Here is a 16,877-nt window from a genome sequence, read left to right as displayed (position 1 = left end):
GAACCCGCTGGATCCGAACGACAAACCGAAGGATAAGCCGACCACCCCGATTGCGGATACGGTTACTCCGGATTGGAAGGACCAGACCACCAAGCCGGGTACGCCGGTAGACGTGCCGAATGAAGGCGAGAAGCTGCCTGAGGGCTCCAAGGTCGATGTCCCAGAAAACATCCAGGACTGGAAGATCGAGGTTAAGCCTGACGGTGAGACCATCACCGTCACCCCGCCTGCTGACGCGAAGCCGGGCGATAAGGTCACCATTCCAGTAGAGGTTACCTACCCGGATGGCTCGAAGGACACTGACGAGTTCACGGTGACCGTGGGCCAGCCGGATGAGAAGCCGAACTGGGACGACAAGACCACGTGGCCGGGTACGCCGGTGGATGTGCCGAATACCGGTGCAGACGTTCCGGAAGGCGCAACCGTTGAGGTTGACGGCCCAGGCACCGCTGAACTGAAGCCGGACGGCACCATCACGGTGACGCCGAACAAGGACGCGAAGCCGGGTGACAAGATCGTCGTCACTGTGAAGGACAAGGACGGCAACGAGATCGACACCGTCACGGTGACCGTCGTTGAGAAGCCGAACTGGGACGACACGGACACCTGGCCGGATACGCCGGTGGATGTGCCGAACACTGGTGGCAAGGTTCCTGCAGGCGCAACCGTTGAGGTTGACGGCCCAGGCACCGCTGAACTGAAGCCGGACGGCACCATCACGGTGACGCCGAACAAGGACGCGAAGCCGGGCGACAAGATCAAGGTCACTGTCAAGGACAAGGACGGCAACGACATCGACACCACCACGGTGACGATTGTTGAAAAGCCGAACTGGGACGACACGACCGCGAAGCCGGGTGAGGAAAAGACCATTCCGAACACTGGTGGCAAGGTTCCGGAAGGTGCAACCGTTGATGTCAAGGGCCCAGGTTCCGCGAAACTGAACCCGGACGGCTCTCTCACGGTGACGCCGAACAAGGACGCGAAGCCAGGTGACAAGATCGTCGTCACGGTCAAGGACAAGGACGGCACGGTCATTGACACCGTCACGGTTACTGTCGCTAAGCCGGATGGCAGCAGCCACTCCAGCCTGACCAATGATGAGCGTCAGCGCTGCATCGCCACTTCCCTGGGCTTCGGTCTGCCGCTGGCAGCACTGGTCCCGCTGGGCCTGGCGCTGCGGATGAACATCCCTGGCCTGACCCCGGTTGTAGATGAGCTGTCCCTGCAGATCCAGTCTGTGAACAATGATCTGCAGCGCAACCTCAACATCTTCAACCCGCAGGCGGCACGCACCGCGCAGGAGATTGACATTCGTCTGCGTTCCTTCGGCATCGACTTGGCTACCGCAGGTGCTGGCCTGCTGGCACTGCTGGCTGGCATTGCAACGATCTCTGCAATCGCATCCGCGTGTACGCCGGGTGATGGTTCCTCCATCGAGGACATCGAAAACGGCAAGGCGAAGGCGAACTCCAGCTTGAAGGGCTCCAGCGGTTCTTCGGAGCCGGGCTCTTCCGCAGAGAGCAGCAAGAAGTAAGGGAACTAGACACGAAAATCTAGCGCCCCGTTGATACGGGGCGCCCCCTTCCCGGTCGTAGCTAGGCCTTGGCACTCAAGGCCTGGCGGCGGCCGGGTTTTGCTTTGCCCGGATACCCTGTAACCCTGGCCTGTGAAGCTGGATGAAGCATTGGACAGATTCCGGTTTGCTGGGAGTTTGGGGGTAGACTACCTATGGTTTATTGCCACCGCATAAGGAGTGCACTATGACGGCCGTAATCATTGTGGGAGCCCAATGGGGCGACGAAGGGAAGGGCAAAGCTACCGACATTCTCGGGGGGCACGTTGACTACGTGGTCAAACCCAACGGCGGAAACAACGCAGGGCACACGGTGGTAGTCGGTGGGGAGAAGTATGAGTTGAAGCTGCTGCCGGCGGGTGTGCTCTCAGATAACGCAACGCCGATTCTGGGCAATGGTGTTGTGGTCAACCTTGAGGCGCTGTTTGAAGAGATCGACGGGCTTGAGGCGCGTGGCGCCGATGCCTCGCGGCTGTGTATTTCGGGGAATGCACACATGGTGGCGCCGTATCACCAGACGTTGGATCGGGTGCAGGAGCGTTTCTTAGGCAAACGCGCCATTGGTACCACTGGCCGCGGGATTGGCCCAACCTATGCGGATAAGGTGGCGCGCGTGGGCCTGCGCGTGCAGGACATTTTTGATGAGTCCATTTTGCGCCAGAAGATTGAGTCGGCGCTGGATGTGAAAAATCAGATGCTGGTGAAGATGTATAACCGTCGCGCCATTTCGGTGGATGAGACGATGGAGTACTTCCTGCACTACGCGGATCGGCTCAAACCGATGGTGATTGATGCGGAGTACGTGCTCAATTGCGCGTTGGATGAGGGCAAACGTGTGCTTATGGAGGGCGGCCAGGCCACCATGCTTGACGTGGATCACGGCACGTATCCGTTTGTCACCTCCTCGAACCCGACTGCGGGTGGCGCGTGTGTGGGTGCGGGTATTGGGCCGACGCGGATTACGGCGGTGCTGGGCATTATTAAGGCATATACCACGCGAGTTGGGGCGGGTCCGTTTCCAACGGAGCTGTTTGATAAGTGGGGCGACTACCTCCAAGAGGTTGGTGGTGAGGTGGGGGTGAACACTGGCCGGAAGCGTCGTACTGGCTGGTATGACTCGGTAATTGCTAGATACGCAAGCCGGGTCAATGGGTTCACGGACCTGTTTTTGACCAAGCTGGATGTGCTGACGGGTATTGGTGAAATCCCGATTTGTGTGGCCTATGACGTAGATGGTGTCCGCTACGATGAGATGCCGTTGACCCAGTCGCAGTTCCACCACGCGGAGCCGATCTATGAAACGATGCCGGCGTGGGATGAAGACATCACGCAGTGCCGCACGTTTGCTGAGCTGCCGGCAAAGGCGCAGGATTACGTGCTGCGTTTAGAGGAGCTTTCGGGCGCGCCCATGTCCTACATTGGGGTTGGTCCGGGCAGGGATCAGACCATTGTTCGCAATGATGTGCTGGCTAGGTAGGCCGTGAGCGTGCGCAACATCCAGGTCCTTGGTTCCGGTCCGGCGGCAAGGGAGCTTGAGGCTGCTTATCAGCGGCTCGGAGCCACCGTCGAACGCACCCCCTCCCTGAGCCCGGGTTCATTGGAGACGACTGGCGCCGGCGCCGACACGGACATGGTTGTCATTGGCGGCGCGGTGGATGCCGCCACCCTTGATGCCCTTAAGCACAGCGGTGTTGCGGTGGCGCCGTCCACCCAGGCGTGCAGCGTTGCTTTTGATCGGGCGGCGCTGCGTAGGAAAGCCACGGAGGAGCTCGGGTTGCCCACGTTGGCCTACGAGTACGCCGCTGATCTGGCGGGTCTGGAGCAGGCGGTTGCAACCATTGGGTACCCGTGTGTGATCAAGCACGGGCGCACCAATGTGGTGTTGCACGACGCTGACGCAGGGATGGATTTGGCAGGGGTGCCCACCCCGGCGCTGGTGGAGCGCTACATCGAGTTTGACTATGAGGTCACCATTCTCACGGCGCGTTCCATCGACCCGGCTACCGGTGAGTTGGCCACGTGGTTTTGTGAGCCTTTGGGCACCCACCATGATGCTGGGGGTGGGTTGGTTGAGGTGTGGCAGCCGGCGTCGATAAGCGAAGCAGCGATGGGCAGCGCACGATCCATCGCGGCACGTATTACCTCCGCCCTGGATTGCCTGGGCCTGTTTGCCATTGAGCTGTTTATGGACGGCGAGGAGGTGTACTTCTCCCAAGCGCACCCGGTGCTGGGGTGGGACGGCATGTTGACCTCTCTGACGCAGCGCAGGGACCAGTTTGAGCTGTTTGCGCGCGCTTCGCTTGGTTTGCCTATAGACGTCACGTTGACCACCCCCGGCGCCTGCCAATTCATCACCCTCCCGGAAGGGGTGACGGTTCAAGCGCTGGCGCGAGCACTGGCGGTGGAGGAGACCTCCGTTGAAGTACTTGGCACTGCTGACGGCGACGTGGTGGTGCGCTCCAGCGCGGAGACCGTCGATGAGGCGCGCCAGCGGGCGGCGCAGGCGGTACAGGCGCTGAAAAATTCCCCACCGATCTAGGCCCCCAGCAAGGCGGTGCGCCGCGAAACTTGCGCCGCTAAACTGGGAGGCGTTTGTAAAAGCCTGAGTGCAAAACTCGGTACAAAGGCTCCCCAGAGAAAGGTGTTTCGATGACGCAAGGAACCTCACTGCTGCTCACCCCTGTAAACCGCTCTCTTGAAGGGGTCGACCTTGACGCGCTAGCCACCCAGCGCGGTCTCACAATCGCCCAGGTCAACAGCGAGGATTTGGCACAGGCCTATGCCGCAGGACTGGAGGCGCTGCGCACCACAAGCGGCGGAGTGCTGTTTGTTGGCACGGGGGATTACGCCTTTGACGCTGAGGTGGCGGCGGCGCTCGGCGTGCCGGTGCTGCTGCTGGCGCACGACGAGCGTGCGGGGGCCCTTGCCAAACGCCGCGTGGATGAAGGCGGCGGCGTTGCCGAAGTGGTCACGGCCGACAACCTGGGCAGCGTGGCACTTAGCCCGGCCGCCCCGGTGATGTCGCCCGCGGTGTTTGAAACCTGGCTGCTAGAGCAGGCGAAGTCCCACCAGTCGCACATCGTGCTGCCGGAGGGCGAAGACGACAGGATTTTGCAGGCGGCGGATCAACTGCTGGCCAAAAACATTGCCAAACTGACCATCCTGGGCAACCCGGTAGACATTGAGCAGCGCGCCCAACAACTGGGCCTCGACCTGTCCAAGGCCACGGTGCTACACCACCTAGAGTCTGATCTTTTGGAGCAGTTCGCCGAAGACTTTGCGCAGTTGCGTAAATCCAAGGGCGTCACTGTAGATGAAGCGCGCGAAACCATGAAGGACATTTCCTACTTTGCCACCATGATGGTGCACAAGGGGCTTGCGGACGGCATGGTATCCGGTGCTGCGCACACCACGGCGCACACCATCAAACCGTCGTTCCAGATCATCAAAACCGCGCCCGGGTCTTCCGTGGTGTCCTCGGTATTTTTGATGGTGCTCAACGGCAAGGTGTGGGCGTTTGGAGACTGCGCGGTAAACCCCAACCCCACCGCCGAGCAGCTCGGGGAGATCGCGGTGGCATCCGCACGCACTGCCTCCCAGTTTGGTCTGGACCCGAAGGTGGCAATGCTGTCCTACTCCACGGGCACCTCCGGCAGCGGCCCGGATGTGGACCGTGCCGTCGCGGCCGTCGCTGCGGCACGCAGCGCCGATCCCGCCCTGTGCGTGGATGGCCCCCTGCAGTTCGACGCAGCCTGCGACCCTGGTGTTGCCGCGAAGAAAGCCCCCGACTCACCAGTGGCGGGTAAAGCAAACGTGTTCATCTTCCCCGACCTTGAAGCCGGCAACGCCGGGTACAAGATCGCGCAGCGCACTGGCGGCGCACTCGCGGTCGGTCCGGTGCTGCAGGGCCTGAACAAGCCGGTCAATGACCTCTCCCGGGGCGCTACCGTGCCCGACATTGTCAACACCGTAGCCATCACGGCGATCCAGGCAGGTGCATGATTGTGAGCTACGTCCTTGTTATTAACTCCGGGTCTTCCTCGCTGAAGTTCCAGATCGTCGACCCCACCGCTACCGCAGCTGACCCCCCGTTTGTCTCGGGCCTGGTGGAACAAATTGGTGAGCCCCAGGGCCGCCTCACCGTCAAACATGGCGAAGACAAATGGGTAGTCCAACGCGATATTCCCACCCACACGGTGGGCTTGCGCGAAGCGTTTAAGCTTCTAGACTCCAAGGGGGTCGGACCCACCCAACTCGAACTAACCGCAGTTGGCCACCGTGTAGTCCACGGCGGCATGGTCTTTTCTGAACCCGAGTTGATTGTGGACCAAGTGGTGGAGATGATCCGCTCCCTTATCCCACTTGCGCCACTGCATAATCCGGCCAACATCGACGGCATCGAAGTCGCCCGCGAACTGCTGCCGGACATCCCGCACGTTGCCGTGTTTGACACCGGATTCTTCCGCAACCTGCCACCCGCTGCGGCACTGTACGCCATCAACGCCGAAGTGGCGCAGCGCAACCTGATCCGCCGCTACGGCTTCCACGGCACCTCCCACGAATTCGTCTCCTCTCAAGTGCCGGCGCTCATTGGGCGCGACCCGCACCACACCCGCCAAATCGTGCTCCACCTTGGCAACGGCGCCTCGGCCTCCGCGGTGGAAAACGGCCACGCCATTGACACCTCCATGGGGCTGACCCCGCTGGCCGGCCTGGTCATGGGCACCCGTTCCGGCGACATTGACCCCGGCATCATCTTTCACTTGGTGCGCGAGGGCGGCATGACTATCGACGAAATCGACAACCTCCTCAACCGCCAATCCGGAGTCAAAGGCCTCGCTGGTGTCAACGACTTCCGCGAACTGCGCGCCATGATTGACAATGAGAACGAAGACGCCTGGCTGGCATACAACGTCTACATCAACCAGTTGCGACGCTTCATCGGCGCCTACATGATCGCCCTGGGCCGTGTGGACGCCATCACGTTCACCGCCGGCGTCGGCGAAAACGACAAGTTCGTACGCGCCGACGCGCTGGACACCATGGAAAACTTCGGCGTGGAAATCGATCCGGAGCGTAACAGCCTGCCCAACGACGGCCCGCGCATCATCTCCACCGACGCCTCCCGCGTCAAAGTGCTCGTGGTGCCAACGAACGAGGAGCTCGCGATCGCGCAAAAAGCCGCTGCCGTCGCGGCGCGCTACGCCTAGCGCGCCCCGTCGTTGCTCTGCGCTACCCCGCGCTGCGCTGCGCTGCGCCTAGCGCGCCCCGTCGTTGCTCTGCGCTACCCTGCGCTACGCCTAGCGCACACCGCGCGCCCCGCGCTGCCCCGCCGCTGCTAAAAAGGCGCAACAGTTGCCGTCAACGCCACCGATCATACGCATACCGAAACGATCCCAGCCGAGTAGTGGACTACGTCCTCGGCCGCGTCGGGTGAAGGGGCGAGGCGACCCCTCCAGAACACAGATATGCATACCTCGATATGCATACCTGCAGGTCGCGGACCATTTTCATTAACGGGGCCGTTATTGAAAAAACGCTCTGACCATTGCCTATGCATATCGACGTATGCATATCTGTTGAGATCGACGGCCGAACCGACCTGGCCCATGTCTGACCGACCTGGCTCATGTCTGACCGACCTGGCCAAAAGGTCGAGGCTCGGCGAGCGGGGTGCTCAAACCCCAAACCCCAAACCCCAAACCCCAAACCCCAACCCCAAACCCCGAAGCGCTAGAACCACGTGGCGGGGCGGACTTTGTTCGCCATGTCTACCAGCGCGTAGCGGTGCTTTGCATAGGGCGCCACGCGTGCCTGCTCTCGCAGCGTCAGTGCAAGGCCGCGGCGAAGGCCCCGTAACGTGAAGTCATACTCGAACAATTGTTTGCCGGACGCCGCGGTGGCCACGTCGTTGTCACGCAAAAATGTCAACGCCGCACGCAGCACGAAGATCTTCACCTGCAGGAAACGCGGCTCCGTATTCGGGATCTCCTCAAGTCGGCGCGCCGCCGCCCGGATCCGAGACTCCGTGAGCTCACGGTTTACCAGGCACAAAATCGCAGTCAAGGACGCCATCCGGTTGTGCCGCGAAGACTGTGGCACCTTATCCAACGCAGCAACCGCAAGCTCCACCTCCCCCTCGTGCATCAGTTGGCGCGCCAACCCAAACGCGGACGACACCGTCGTCGGGTTCGCCGCCCACACCAACGCATATAAACGCATGGCGTGGAAGCGAAGCATCGCGGGGTCATCCGCAACCATCGTCCAGGTGGGATCGAGCAAGCCGTCTTGGGTGAGGTTGTGGAAGAAGGACGTCGGGACGTCTGCAAGCGAAGTGCTCAACCCCGCACTCGCACGCGCCAACACGTCATCCAGCATTTCGGTGGTGTTCTCCCCGGAACGCTGCAGCAGCAACTCATCGGTGGCGGCAAGGGCAAGCTTCGGCGCGGCCTCACCAGGCAGGATCTCCAACACCGCAGAGAAGTCCCGCTGCGCCGCCACGAAATCCTCCTGCAGCAAATCCACCACGCCGGAGTACCAGTAGTAGCGCCAATTACGCCCGTAACGCTCATCCAGAGAGGACAACCAGTTGGACGCCTGCCCCGTCAACCCCAAGTCCAACATGCTGCGAACCACACCGAAGGGGATTTCCATGGACTCTTCGTACTGCGGGGTCCGCATCGCCTGGCGCAACATCTCAAGCGTTTCCTGCGGCTCCGCGTAGGAGGAACCCTGCAACATGGCAGCACCCACATCGTGGCGGTCGATAAGCGGGGAAGGCAGTGCAGCGACTACTTCGGGTGGTGTGATTTCGACGGTGCGCGTGATGCCGTCGATAAGCTGGTCAGTGTGAAACACCAAGTGCTTGGTGCCGAAGGTGGTTCTCTGCGGGGAGAACAGCGAATGCTGGGCGGGAAAGGTCACCCGGTCGCGGATGGCCAGCACCTCACGCAACACGCCAAGAAGCTGCAGCTCCATCGCGTGGGCGGAGTGGAAGCGGCGCTCCGGGTCCAGATCGCACGCGCGCGCAAGCACCCGGTACAGCGAGGTATAGCGGCGAAACAGTGGCTCATCGGTGGGTGATGGGATGCCGTGCTCAAACACGCCATCGGTAGACGGCAGGTCAATCACCAACGCCGCAAGCGTGCGCCCCACGGTGTAAATGTCCGACTCAATCGACGGGCCATCACTTGCCACCTCCGGCGCCTGGAAGCCACGCGTGCCATAGATGTAGCCGTACGCACCGATACCGGAGACTGCACCCAGGTCAATCAGTTTGACCTGGTCCTCGGTGACAATCACGTTGTCCGGCTTCAAATCGTTATACACCACCCCGCGGCTGTGCAGGTACCCCAGCGCCGGCAACACCTCAAGTATGTAGGCAATCGCCACGTCCGGCTCCAGCGGTGCCTTGCGCTGGCTGCGTAACGACGGCCCACCCACATACTCCATCACAATAAACCCACCCGGAACCCGTGGATCATCGATGAAGTTGAAAATCTTCACAATCCCTGGGTGCGTAATATCCGCCAGGAATTCCCGCTCCGCGGCGGCTGCCGCCGCCTCGTCCGCATTCGTCGTGGAATGCAGACCTTTGAGCACCACCACACGCCCTGCCACGAAGTGGTCTTGCGCCAAGTAGATCCAGCCCATGCCGCCGTGGGCAATAACGCCCATGATCTCGTACTGGTTTGCCACCATGTCACCCGGTTTCAGCGCTGGGGGAGCGGCCTTCGTATCCTCCGGGTTGATCAGTGACTCCGACGGGACCGTCGGTGTCACCCACGGCAACTCCACCATGCCGTCCGCCACCATGCGGCTGGCGCGCCGGGCCCCACGACGCTCACGGAACGTATCCAACGCTTTGAGCCTTGAGCGCTGGCTCTCCATCTCCTTGAGCAGACCAGCCATGTCGCCGAGAGGTTCGTCGTGGAAGTCATCGTCATCATCCGCGAACGGGTCGAAGGCAACGGCTTCCGTGCCTGGATACTCAGCCGGCTCAGCCTGCTCATCGTCATCATCGGCGAACGGGTCGAAGTGCACCGCCTGCGTCGGCTCTGCAAGTGGCTCCTCGTGTCCGTTTTCATGCGTGCCGGTCCCCGGCTCTGCATGTTGCTGGTTGCTCACTACGTTTCACCCTCCTCCGCGTACATCTGCCGCGGTAGCCAAGACTCTGCAAGGGAAGTGCGTAGCCATTGGTTGTACATGTGGGTCCAGGTGCCGTCGCTACGCAAGCGCTCAATCGTGAAATTGACCTGACGCACCACATCATCATGGCCCAGACCCACGCCCACGGCGTAACGCTGCTCCGCAAGACGCTCCGGGAAAATCTCCATCAGCGGGTCCTGGGCGACCATGCCGGCGAGCAACGTGTCATCTCCAATCACCGCAAACGCCTGGTACTGCTGCAGCGCCATCAAACAATCCGACCAGGAACGGGTGCGCAGCACCTCAGAGCCCGGCACCTTCTCACGCACCAGGTTCAGCAGGTTCGTGCCGTCAACCACACACACCGTTTTCCCCGGCAAATCCTCCAGACTCTTCACGTCACTGTCGCGCGGCGCGAGCATCCTTACATATGACGTGAGATACGGCGTGGAAAACGACACCATTTCCGCACGATCCGGTGTGACCGACATCGTCCGAATCACAATGTCCACATCGCCTGAGCGCAGCGCCTCCGCGCGCGAGGCGGATTCCACGAAACGGAACTCCACGTGATCCGGGCTGCCGAACACGTCACGGGCAATCTCACGCGCCAGGTCCACCTCAAAGCCGCGCATCTCGCCTGCTGAGGGATCACGGTAACTCAACAAATACTGCGACTGATCCACACCGACCAACACACGGCCGCGTTCACGAATGCGCTGCATGTTCGGACCGTCGCGCTGCTCCTGTGTCCCGGGGCGCAGCGAACCCGGCCATCCCCACTCGTCAGGCGTGGAAGCGTACTCGCCGTCCGGCTCAACACCCGGCGGGTCCAGGAACGCGCCCGGTGGGAGCAGCGGCTCACGCGTGGGCAACGGCGGATCGCCCGCGGGCGGGGGTGGGGGGCTTGTGCAGGCGGTTGCCATGACGGCAACTGTTGCACAAGCGGAAAAGACAAGAGGAATGCGCTTCATCGGTAGTACTCCCCAAGCCGGGGGCGAATACCCGCCCAAATGCACGCAACCGTAAACAACGTCAACCCCGCCACCGCGGTAGACACCAGCCTCGTCGCATCCAAGGACGCGTTGATGAACTCACGCGTATTCTCACGGGAGAAGTTAATCAACTGCTGCAGCTGCTCATCTAAATCCGCATACGCGGTGCTGCCGTTGACTAGGTCGATGGCGGTGGTAAAACGGCCGTCGGCAAGCAAACGCTCCAGCTCAGCGTGCTCCTGCGACCAGGCGGATAGCGCTCCGCGCGCTGGGTCCACCTCCGCGCCAAGCGACTCCGCCGCATCCAACGCGTCGCGAATATGCTCGCCGGTCAGCGCGAAGCTTTGCGAGGCCCTAGTCACCGACCGCCTCGACAACAACGCCAACGTCTCATCCGTGCGGGTCTCCTGGGCCTCAATACGCGCCCGCGCCAGCTGCTGCCAGGGATCTGCCGCGCTCTCAAAACCCACCGCGCCGGACTCCCACGCCTGGTAGTTGGCCGCACCGACCCACCCGATCGCAATCACAATCGCTGCCGTTCCCGCCACGAACCCCTTGTTCAAGCGGCGGCGGAACACGCGCCACAGCGCCCACTGCGCCGCCAGCAAAAACCCAAGCGCCGCAAACAGACCACTGAGCGGCACCCACTGCGGCGCGGACAGACGCCGCATCTCACGCGCCACCTCCTCCTGCGTCAGCTGCGAGAGCCGATCCGCTTTCAGCAGCATCCCGTCACGCATCACGGAACTGGCCTGTGTCATGTACGCCACACCCACCGGGTTACCAATGCGCTGATTCACCTTCGCGCGCTCCATCAAACCGGTGTAAACAGGCAGGTCGCGCTGAATATCGGTGACGTGTTTGGTGATGGTCGTGCGCGTGGCCTCCGCGCCCGCGCCACCGCCGACAGTGGTCACCGCGCCCTCATGAATATCGGCAGCAGTGGCGGCCGCGCGATCAATACTCGCCGCGTACGCCTCCATCTGCTCCTTTGACAGAAGGCCGGGCTGCACGAACGCGTTGGTGGAAATCGTGTCCGCCTGGCTCAGGCTGTTGTACAACAGGTGCGCCGAATGCGCCATCGGCTCCGTGGAGGTAATCAGCGTGTCCAGCGCCCGTTGCCGGGCCGCAATGGACTGGCTCATGGAAAAACCGGCCGCGAGTAGCGCCAACGTTAGCACCAGCATCATCGCCACCAGCCGCCCCGGAGTGGATGCCAGCCCCGCCGGAATACGCACCAGTTGAAAGCGCCGCCGCGTTGCGGTCTCGGCGCTATCAAGCCAGGCATCGTCGAACATTCCCCAAGAATATTACAGTGGGGCTCATGCTTGGCGACGGAAACGGCTGGGTCCACCACCACAACCACAAATTCTGGGGCCTCTATGGTGCCGCAGGGCTCTTTTTGCTTGCCGACGACCACGTGCTCCTCCAACACCGCGCCCCCTGGACCGCAGACGGCGACACCTGGGGCATCCCCGGTGGCGCCTGCGACTCCCACGAAACTGCCGCCGAAGCCGCGTTGCGCGAAACGGTAGAGGAGTGCGGCATCGATCCTTCGCTGGTCACCGTTGTAGAAAGCGTGGTTACGTTCGAGGTGCCGGGGTGGAGTTACACCACCGTGATCGCTTCGGCGGAATCTCGCTTGCCCTTCGCCGCGAATGAGGAGAGCGTGGAGCTGCGCTGGGTCCCGCTCGGGGAGCTCGCTCAGTCTGGCTCCGGTGGAGCGGCGCTGCCGCTGCACCCCGGTTTCGCCGCCTCGCTGCCAACAGTTCTGGCGCGCGTGGGGCATACTATTGCGCATGATTGAAGTACAAGGCCTGACAAAGCGCTACGGCGCAGTCACCGCCGTGGAAGACCTGACCTTCAGCGTCCAACCCGGTCACGTCACCGGCTTTTTGGGCCCGAACGGTGCAGGTAAATCCACCACGATGCGCATGATTCTCGGCCTAGACAAGCCGACTGCGGGCACGGCGTTCATCGACGGCGCGCCCTATTCCGCCCTTGCCAACCCCACCCGCAAGGTGGGCGCACTGTTGGACGCCAAGGGTGTGCACCCGAACCGCTCCGCGCGTGCGACTCTGTTGTGGCAGGCGCAGGCGGCGGGGTTGCCTGCCTCACGCGTTGATGAGGTGCTCTCGCTGGTTGGCCTTTCTCAGGCTGCTGGTAAGCGTGTTGGCGGCTTTTCGCTTGGTATGAGCCAGCGCCTCGGCATCGCGGCGGCGCTGCTTGGAGACCCCGAAATTCTCATCCTCGACGAACCCGTCAACGGCCTCGACCCCGAAGGCATCCGCTGGGTCCGCGGCCTATTGAAGTCCTTTGCCGCCGAAGGCCGCACCGTGCTCGTGTCCTCGCACCTTTTGGCAGAGATGGCGCAAACCGCAGACCACCTCATCGTCATTGGCAAGGGCAAGCTCGTTGCCGATACTTCCGTTGCTGAGTTCATCCGCGGTAACTCTGCGGTGGTGACGGTGGTGAGGGTTGGCGGGGGCGTCGATAAGCAAAAGCTCCTTGGGGTGCTCAATGAGTACACCGAGACTATCGACGCCGACGGGCGCCCAACCATCGAAGTGCCCAACATGACCAGCGACGAGGTCGGTGCGGCGGCATTTGCAGCCGGCGTGCAACTGGCCGAGCTGAGCGAGCGACGCGCCTCGCTCGAAGACGCCTACATGCAATCCACCGAAGGCCACACCCAATACGCTGCTTCTGCTTCTGCTCTGGAGGGTCCTCATGCTTAATCTTCTGCCTGCCGAATGGACCAAACTACGCACCACCGCCGCCTTCTGGTGGACCTCCGGGCTGACCGTGCTGATCGCCGCCGGCTACGGGGCGCTGTTCGCGTGGACCGCGCGCTTGGGCACCATCCCCTATGTTCCCCTGACCGTGATCGCCACGGTGTCGCTGACCAGCATCATCGTGATGATCGTGCAGCAATCCATGGTGGTGACCACCGAATACCGCTTCGGCCTCCCCGCCACCAACTTCCGCATCGCGCCACAGCGCTGGAAAGTAGCCGCAGCGAAAGTGGTGCTCGGCGCTGTGCTGGCGGCTGTGGTGTGCGCCGTGGCGCTGGCGGCGGCGCTGACGCTTGCAGATCTCACCGCACCCGTCTCCGCCAACTGGCCCACCAACTCCGCCACGCAACGCGCCATGTGGGCCGTGCCGCTGGGGATGGCGCTGGTAAGCCTGTTCGTACAGGGCATCGGCTGGATCGTGCGCAACACCGCCGGCACCGTGGTCATTGGCATGGCGCTGCTGCTAGTGCTGGAATCCATCGTTAGCATGATCCCAAACATTGGCGCTGACCTGGTCAAATTCATGCCGTTTGGCAACATCATCGCGTTCATGACCAACCAGCCGACCCCCTACTGGGACTCCGTCTGGCCCGGCTTCGGCGTATTCGCCGTGTGGGCCATTGTTGTCTGGGGTGTTGGCGTGGCGTTGACCGCGGCGCGCGACGCCTAAGGTTCCCTTGTTTCGTGTCCATTAAAGTGGACACGAAATGGGTTCCCACCAGCGCGTTTAGCGGCTACCAATAAAAGGCGTGAACCAAAACAATCATCTTCATGCCTTGACCACCAAACTCGTGCGGCACGTTTCCTCCACCGATGCGGCGCTGCACGCAAAATTAGACACCGCGCAGATGCACGAAATTGCGCATCGCATTTACGTAGACACCGCTGACTACCAGCAGTTAAAACGCTACGAGAAAGAGTTCTTGCGCACCTACGCCGCCGGCTTAAGCAGCCGCCGCGCGGTACTGGTCGGCCGTTCCGCCGCACGCCTCCAGGGAATGTGGGTGATGAAAACCCCCAACGAACAGGTGGAATTAGCGCTGCCCGGTGGTCGCCCATCGGCCAAAAGTCGCTGGTTCGACGGCCACAGCTATGTGCAGCTTCCGCTTATCGACGCCGACGTCCACCTCACCCACCACATCCGCTGCACCACGCCAATCCGCACTGCCGTAGATATTGCCAGGCTGCACGGCTATGACCACGGCATTGTCGCCTTCGACAACCTTTTCAGCGGCCTCAACCGCGAAGACGCCCGCGAACTCTGGCACGAACTCTCCCGCCTGGTCAACAGACTCTCCGGAACGAAAGGCATCGGCAACGCCCGCCTAGTGCTGAAGACGCCGTCCTGGCTAAGTGAGTCCGCCCTCGAAGCCATCGTCCGCACCATACTCATCCGCCACAACATCCCCTACGAGCAGCAAGTAGTTATAAGCGGCTACCGGGTGGACTTCCTCATTGACGGTCGCCTCATCCTGGAAGCCGACGGCTACGCCAAATACGGCGACCAACCTCACGACGTTGTCCTTCGCCAACTCAAGCGCGAAAACACGCTTCGTGCTGCCGGATTCCCCGTGTTTCGCCTGTTCAGTGACCAGATATGGGACGAAGCCTGGTGGATCGGCGAAGTCCATCGCATGCTGCGCGCGTCCGGGTAGCGGCTGCGTGGGTGCGACCGGGTGCGCGGGTGCTGCGTGGCGGGTAGAAGCCAGGTCCCGAAACACAAACATCGGATAGCAAACATCGGATAGAGGCGTTTTTGGCCCTTTTTCGGCCCTATCCGATGTTTGCTATCCGATGTTTGGCGGCTGCAGCGCTCTATCCGATGTTTGTGGACGCCGGCCGGAGCAGCGGCGCCGGGCCTACTGCAGCGCCGAGGTCAGTTTCATCACGTTGTCGATGTAGCGGCGGTACCAGGGGCGCTGCTCCCAAACTTGGGGGAGGAGTTCGTGGGAGACGGCGATGTAGTTCTTCGCTAGGTCGTGAAGCGCGGGCAGGAGGGAGCCGGAGGCGATGAACAGGGAGGACTCGTAGTTCAAAGAGAACGAGCGGATGTCCATGTTGGAGGAGCCGATGACGCCGACGGCGTCGCCAGTGCCAGGGTCTGCCAGGACGAACTTGGAGTGCAACACATACGGGGCGGGGAATTCCCAGATGTGGACGCCGGCGTCTAGAAGCTGCTCGTAGTAGGAGGATTGGGCGTGTTGGACCATGAACTGGTCGGCTTTGGCGCTGACGAGGAGGTCCACGCGGACGCCGCGGTAGCAGGCGGATGTGATGGCCTCTAGCAGGGAGTCTTCGGGAACGAAGTAGGGGGAACACAGGATCAGGTGTTCGCGAGCGTGGTGGATCATGGTGTTGAACATGCGCAGGTTCGGCTCGGTGAGGTAGCCGGGGCCGGAGGGCACCAGCTGGACGACGTTCACGTCACCAACACCAGTCGAACCAGCCCCAACACCAGCCGAACCAACCAAAGTGCCATACCCCTCCACCTCGCGCGGGGAGCGCAGTTCGAGGACTTCGCCGGATTCGGTGAACCAGTCCACGGCGAACATGGATTCCAAAGACGCAACGATGGGTCCGCGCACTTCGATGAATGCGTCGATCCACTGCCTGCCCGCGCGTCTATGTCTACGTAACAAATAGGTGCGGTCGATGAGGTTGAATGAGCCGAGGAGGGCGACGTTGGCGTCGATAAGCAAAAGCTTCCTGTGGTTCCGAAGGTCCGGGCGACGCCAGCGGCCACGCAGCGGGGCGAGTGGGAGCATCATGTGCCAGTCCACGCCGATTTCGGTCAGGCGCTTCTTCAACGCGCGGAAGCCGGGGTATTTTTGGGAGCCGATGTGGTCGAACAGCAGGCGGACGTGGACGCCGCGGGCGACGGCGCGCTCGATGGCCTCGAAGACTACGCCGGTGGTATCATCCCAGGCCACGGCATAGATTTCGATGTTCACGTCGTGTTGGGCGCTGTCAATGAGTTCGGCCATGCGCCGCATTGTCATGTCGTAGTCCGTCCACATGGCGGGCACGGACGCCTCCAGCGCCGGGTAGCCGGTGAGCGTGCGGTTGAGGCGGACGATAGCGGAGGCTTCGCTCTCCAACGGGCAAGGCTGATCCGGGATGTCCGTGTGGATGTCATCCAACGCCTTCTTCGCTTCCACTTGGATGCGGTGGCGGCGCCGGGAGACAATCCGCGAGCCCATGAGCAGGAACAGCGGCAGGCCAAGCACGGGCACAAACAGAATGAGCAGTAGCCAGGCGTTGGCGCTGGACGGTTTGCGGCCGCCCGGCACAACACCGATCATGACCAGTTTGATCAAAAAATCTAAGGCGAACAGCGCCGCCTGCCACCACGAAACGTCCATG

Annotated in this window: 13 protein-coding genes; 9 read left to right on the top strand and 4 right to left on the bottom strand. The window is 62.0% G+C overall.

What is annotated here, in order from left to right:
• The 5 genes from HMPREF3101_RS12195 to HMPREF3101_RS10190 form a co-directional block, all read left to right on the top strand.
• Window positions 1-1,537: Rib/alpha-like domain-containing protein (locus HMPREF3101_RS12195; protein ID WP_210386196.1), on the top strand; the 1,537-nt coding region annotated here is incomplete at its 5' end.
• Between the two features lie 226 nt (window positions 1,538-1,763).
• Complete coding sequence (locus HMPREF3101_RS10205; protein WP_070465209.1) at window positions 1,764-3,053, top strand: adenylosuccinate synthase; 1,290 nt, start codon at window positions 1,764-1,766, stop codon at window positions 3,051-3,053.
• Window positions 3,054-3,062: 9 nt separating this feature from the next.
• Entirely contained in the window at window positions 3,063-4,115 is a 1,053-nt protein-coding gene (locus tag HMPREF3101_RS10200; protein WP_246816733.1) for an ATP-grasp domain-containing protein, read from the top strand.
• 110 nt (window positions 4,116-4,225) lie between these two features.
• On the top strand, window positions 4,226-5,578 hold the full coding sequence (pta, locus tag HMPREF3101_RS10195; protein WP_070465204.1) for a phosphate acetyltransferase: 1,353 nt from the start codon (window positions 4,226-4,228) through the stop codon (window positions 5,576-5,578).
• Window positions 5,579-5,580: 2 nt separating this feature from the next.
• Window positions 5,581-6,786, top strand: coding sequence for an acetate kinase (locus tag HMPREF3101_RS10190; protein ID WP_070465230.1), 1,206 nt, complete (start codon window positions 5,581-5,583; stop codon window positions 6,784-6,786).
• A gap of 523 nt (window positions 6,787-7,309) precedes the next feature.
• Here HMPREF3101_RS10190 and HMPREF3101_RS10185 read toward each other — a convergent pair.
• From HMPREF3101_RS10185 to HMPREF3101_RS10175, 3 genes are read right to left on the bottom strand one after another with little or no spacing between them, the layout of a single operon-like run.
• Window positions 7,310-9,703, bottom strand: coding sequence for a serine/threonine protein kinase (locus tag HMPREF3101_RS10185; protein ID WP_083280213.1), 2,394 nt, complete (start codon window positions 9,701-9,703; stop codon window positions 7,310-7,312).
• On the bottom strand, window positions 9,703-10,650 hold the full coding sequence (locus HMPREF3101_RS10180; protein WP_246816732.1) for a glutamate ABC transporter substrate-binding protein: 948 nt from the start codon (window positions 10,648-10,650) through the stop codon (window positions 9,703-9,705). The genes HMPREF3101_RS10185 and HMPREF3101_RS10180 overlap by 1 nt, the downstream gene beginning before the upstream one ends.
• A gap of 44 nt (window positions 10,651-10,694) precedes the next feature.
• Window positions 10,695-12,017, bottom strand: a complete 1,323-nt coding sequence (locus tag HMPREF3101_RS10175) for a hypothetical protein (RefSeq protein ID WP_070465200.1) — start codon at window positions 12,015-12,017, stop codon at window positions 10,695-10,697.
• 26 nt (window positions 12,018-12,043) lie between these two features.
• Between HMPREF3101_RS10175 and HMPREF3101_RS10170 the strand changes: the two genes are divergently transcribed.
• From HMPREF3101_RS10170 to HMPREF3101_RS10155, 4 genes are all read left to right on the top strand, one after another.
• Window positions 12,044-12,526 (top strand): NUDIX domain-containing protein, encoded by a 483-nt coding sequence (locus HMPREF3101_RS10170; RefSeq protein WP_070465225.1) that lies wholly within the window; start codon window positions 12,044-12,046, stop codon window positions 12,524-12,526.
• Complete coding sequence (locus tag HMPREF3101_RS10165; protein ID WP_070465198.1) at window positions 12,519-13,457, top strand: ABC transporter ATP-binding protein; 939 nt, start codon at window positions 12,519-12,521, stop codon at window positions 13,455-13,457. Before HMPREF3101_RS10170 ends, HMPREF3101_RS10165 begins: the two co-directional genes overlap by 8 nt.
• Window positions 13,450-14,184, top strand: coding sequence for a hypothetical protein (locus tag HMPREF3101_RS10160; protein ID WP_070465196.1), 735 nt, complete (start codon window positions 13,450-13,452; stop codon window positions 14,182-14,184). The genes HMPREF3101_RS10165 and HMPREF3101_RS10160 overlap by 8 nt, the downstream gene beginning before the upstream one ends.
• Before the next feature lie 106 nt (window positions 14,185-14,290).
• The gene (locus tag HMPREF3101_RS10155) at window positions 14,291-15,169 is read left to right on the top strand and encodes a DUF559 domain-containing protein (RefSeq protein ID WP_070465193.1); all 879 of its coding nucleotides are present in this window, start codon (window positions 14,291-14,293) and stop codon (window positions 15,167-15,169) included.
• 204 nt (window positions 15,170-15,373) lie between these two features.
• Here HMPREF3101_RS10155 and HMPREF3101_RS10150 read toward each other — a convergent pair whose 3' ends face one another.
• Window positions 15,374-16,876, bottom strand: coding sequence for a phospholipase D-like domain-containing protein (locus HMPREF3101_RS10150; protein WP_070465188.1), 1,503 nt, complete (start codon window positions 16,874-16,876; stop codon window positions 15,374-15,376).
• Between the last annotated feature and the right edge of the window lies 1 nt (window position 16,877).

It is taken from the genome of Corynebacterium sp. HMSC29G08 (assembly GCF_001806875.1).
Classification (GTDB): domain Bacteria; phylum Actinomycetota; class Actinomycetes; order Mycobacteriales; family Mycobacteriaceae; genus Corynebacterium.
The sequence above is the reverse complement of the archived record's forward strand: the minus strand, read 5'-3'. Positions and strand labels throughout refer to the sequence as shown.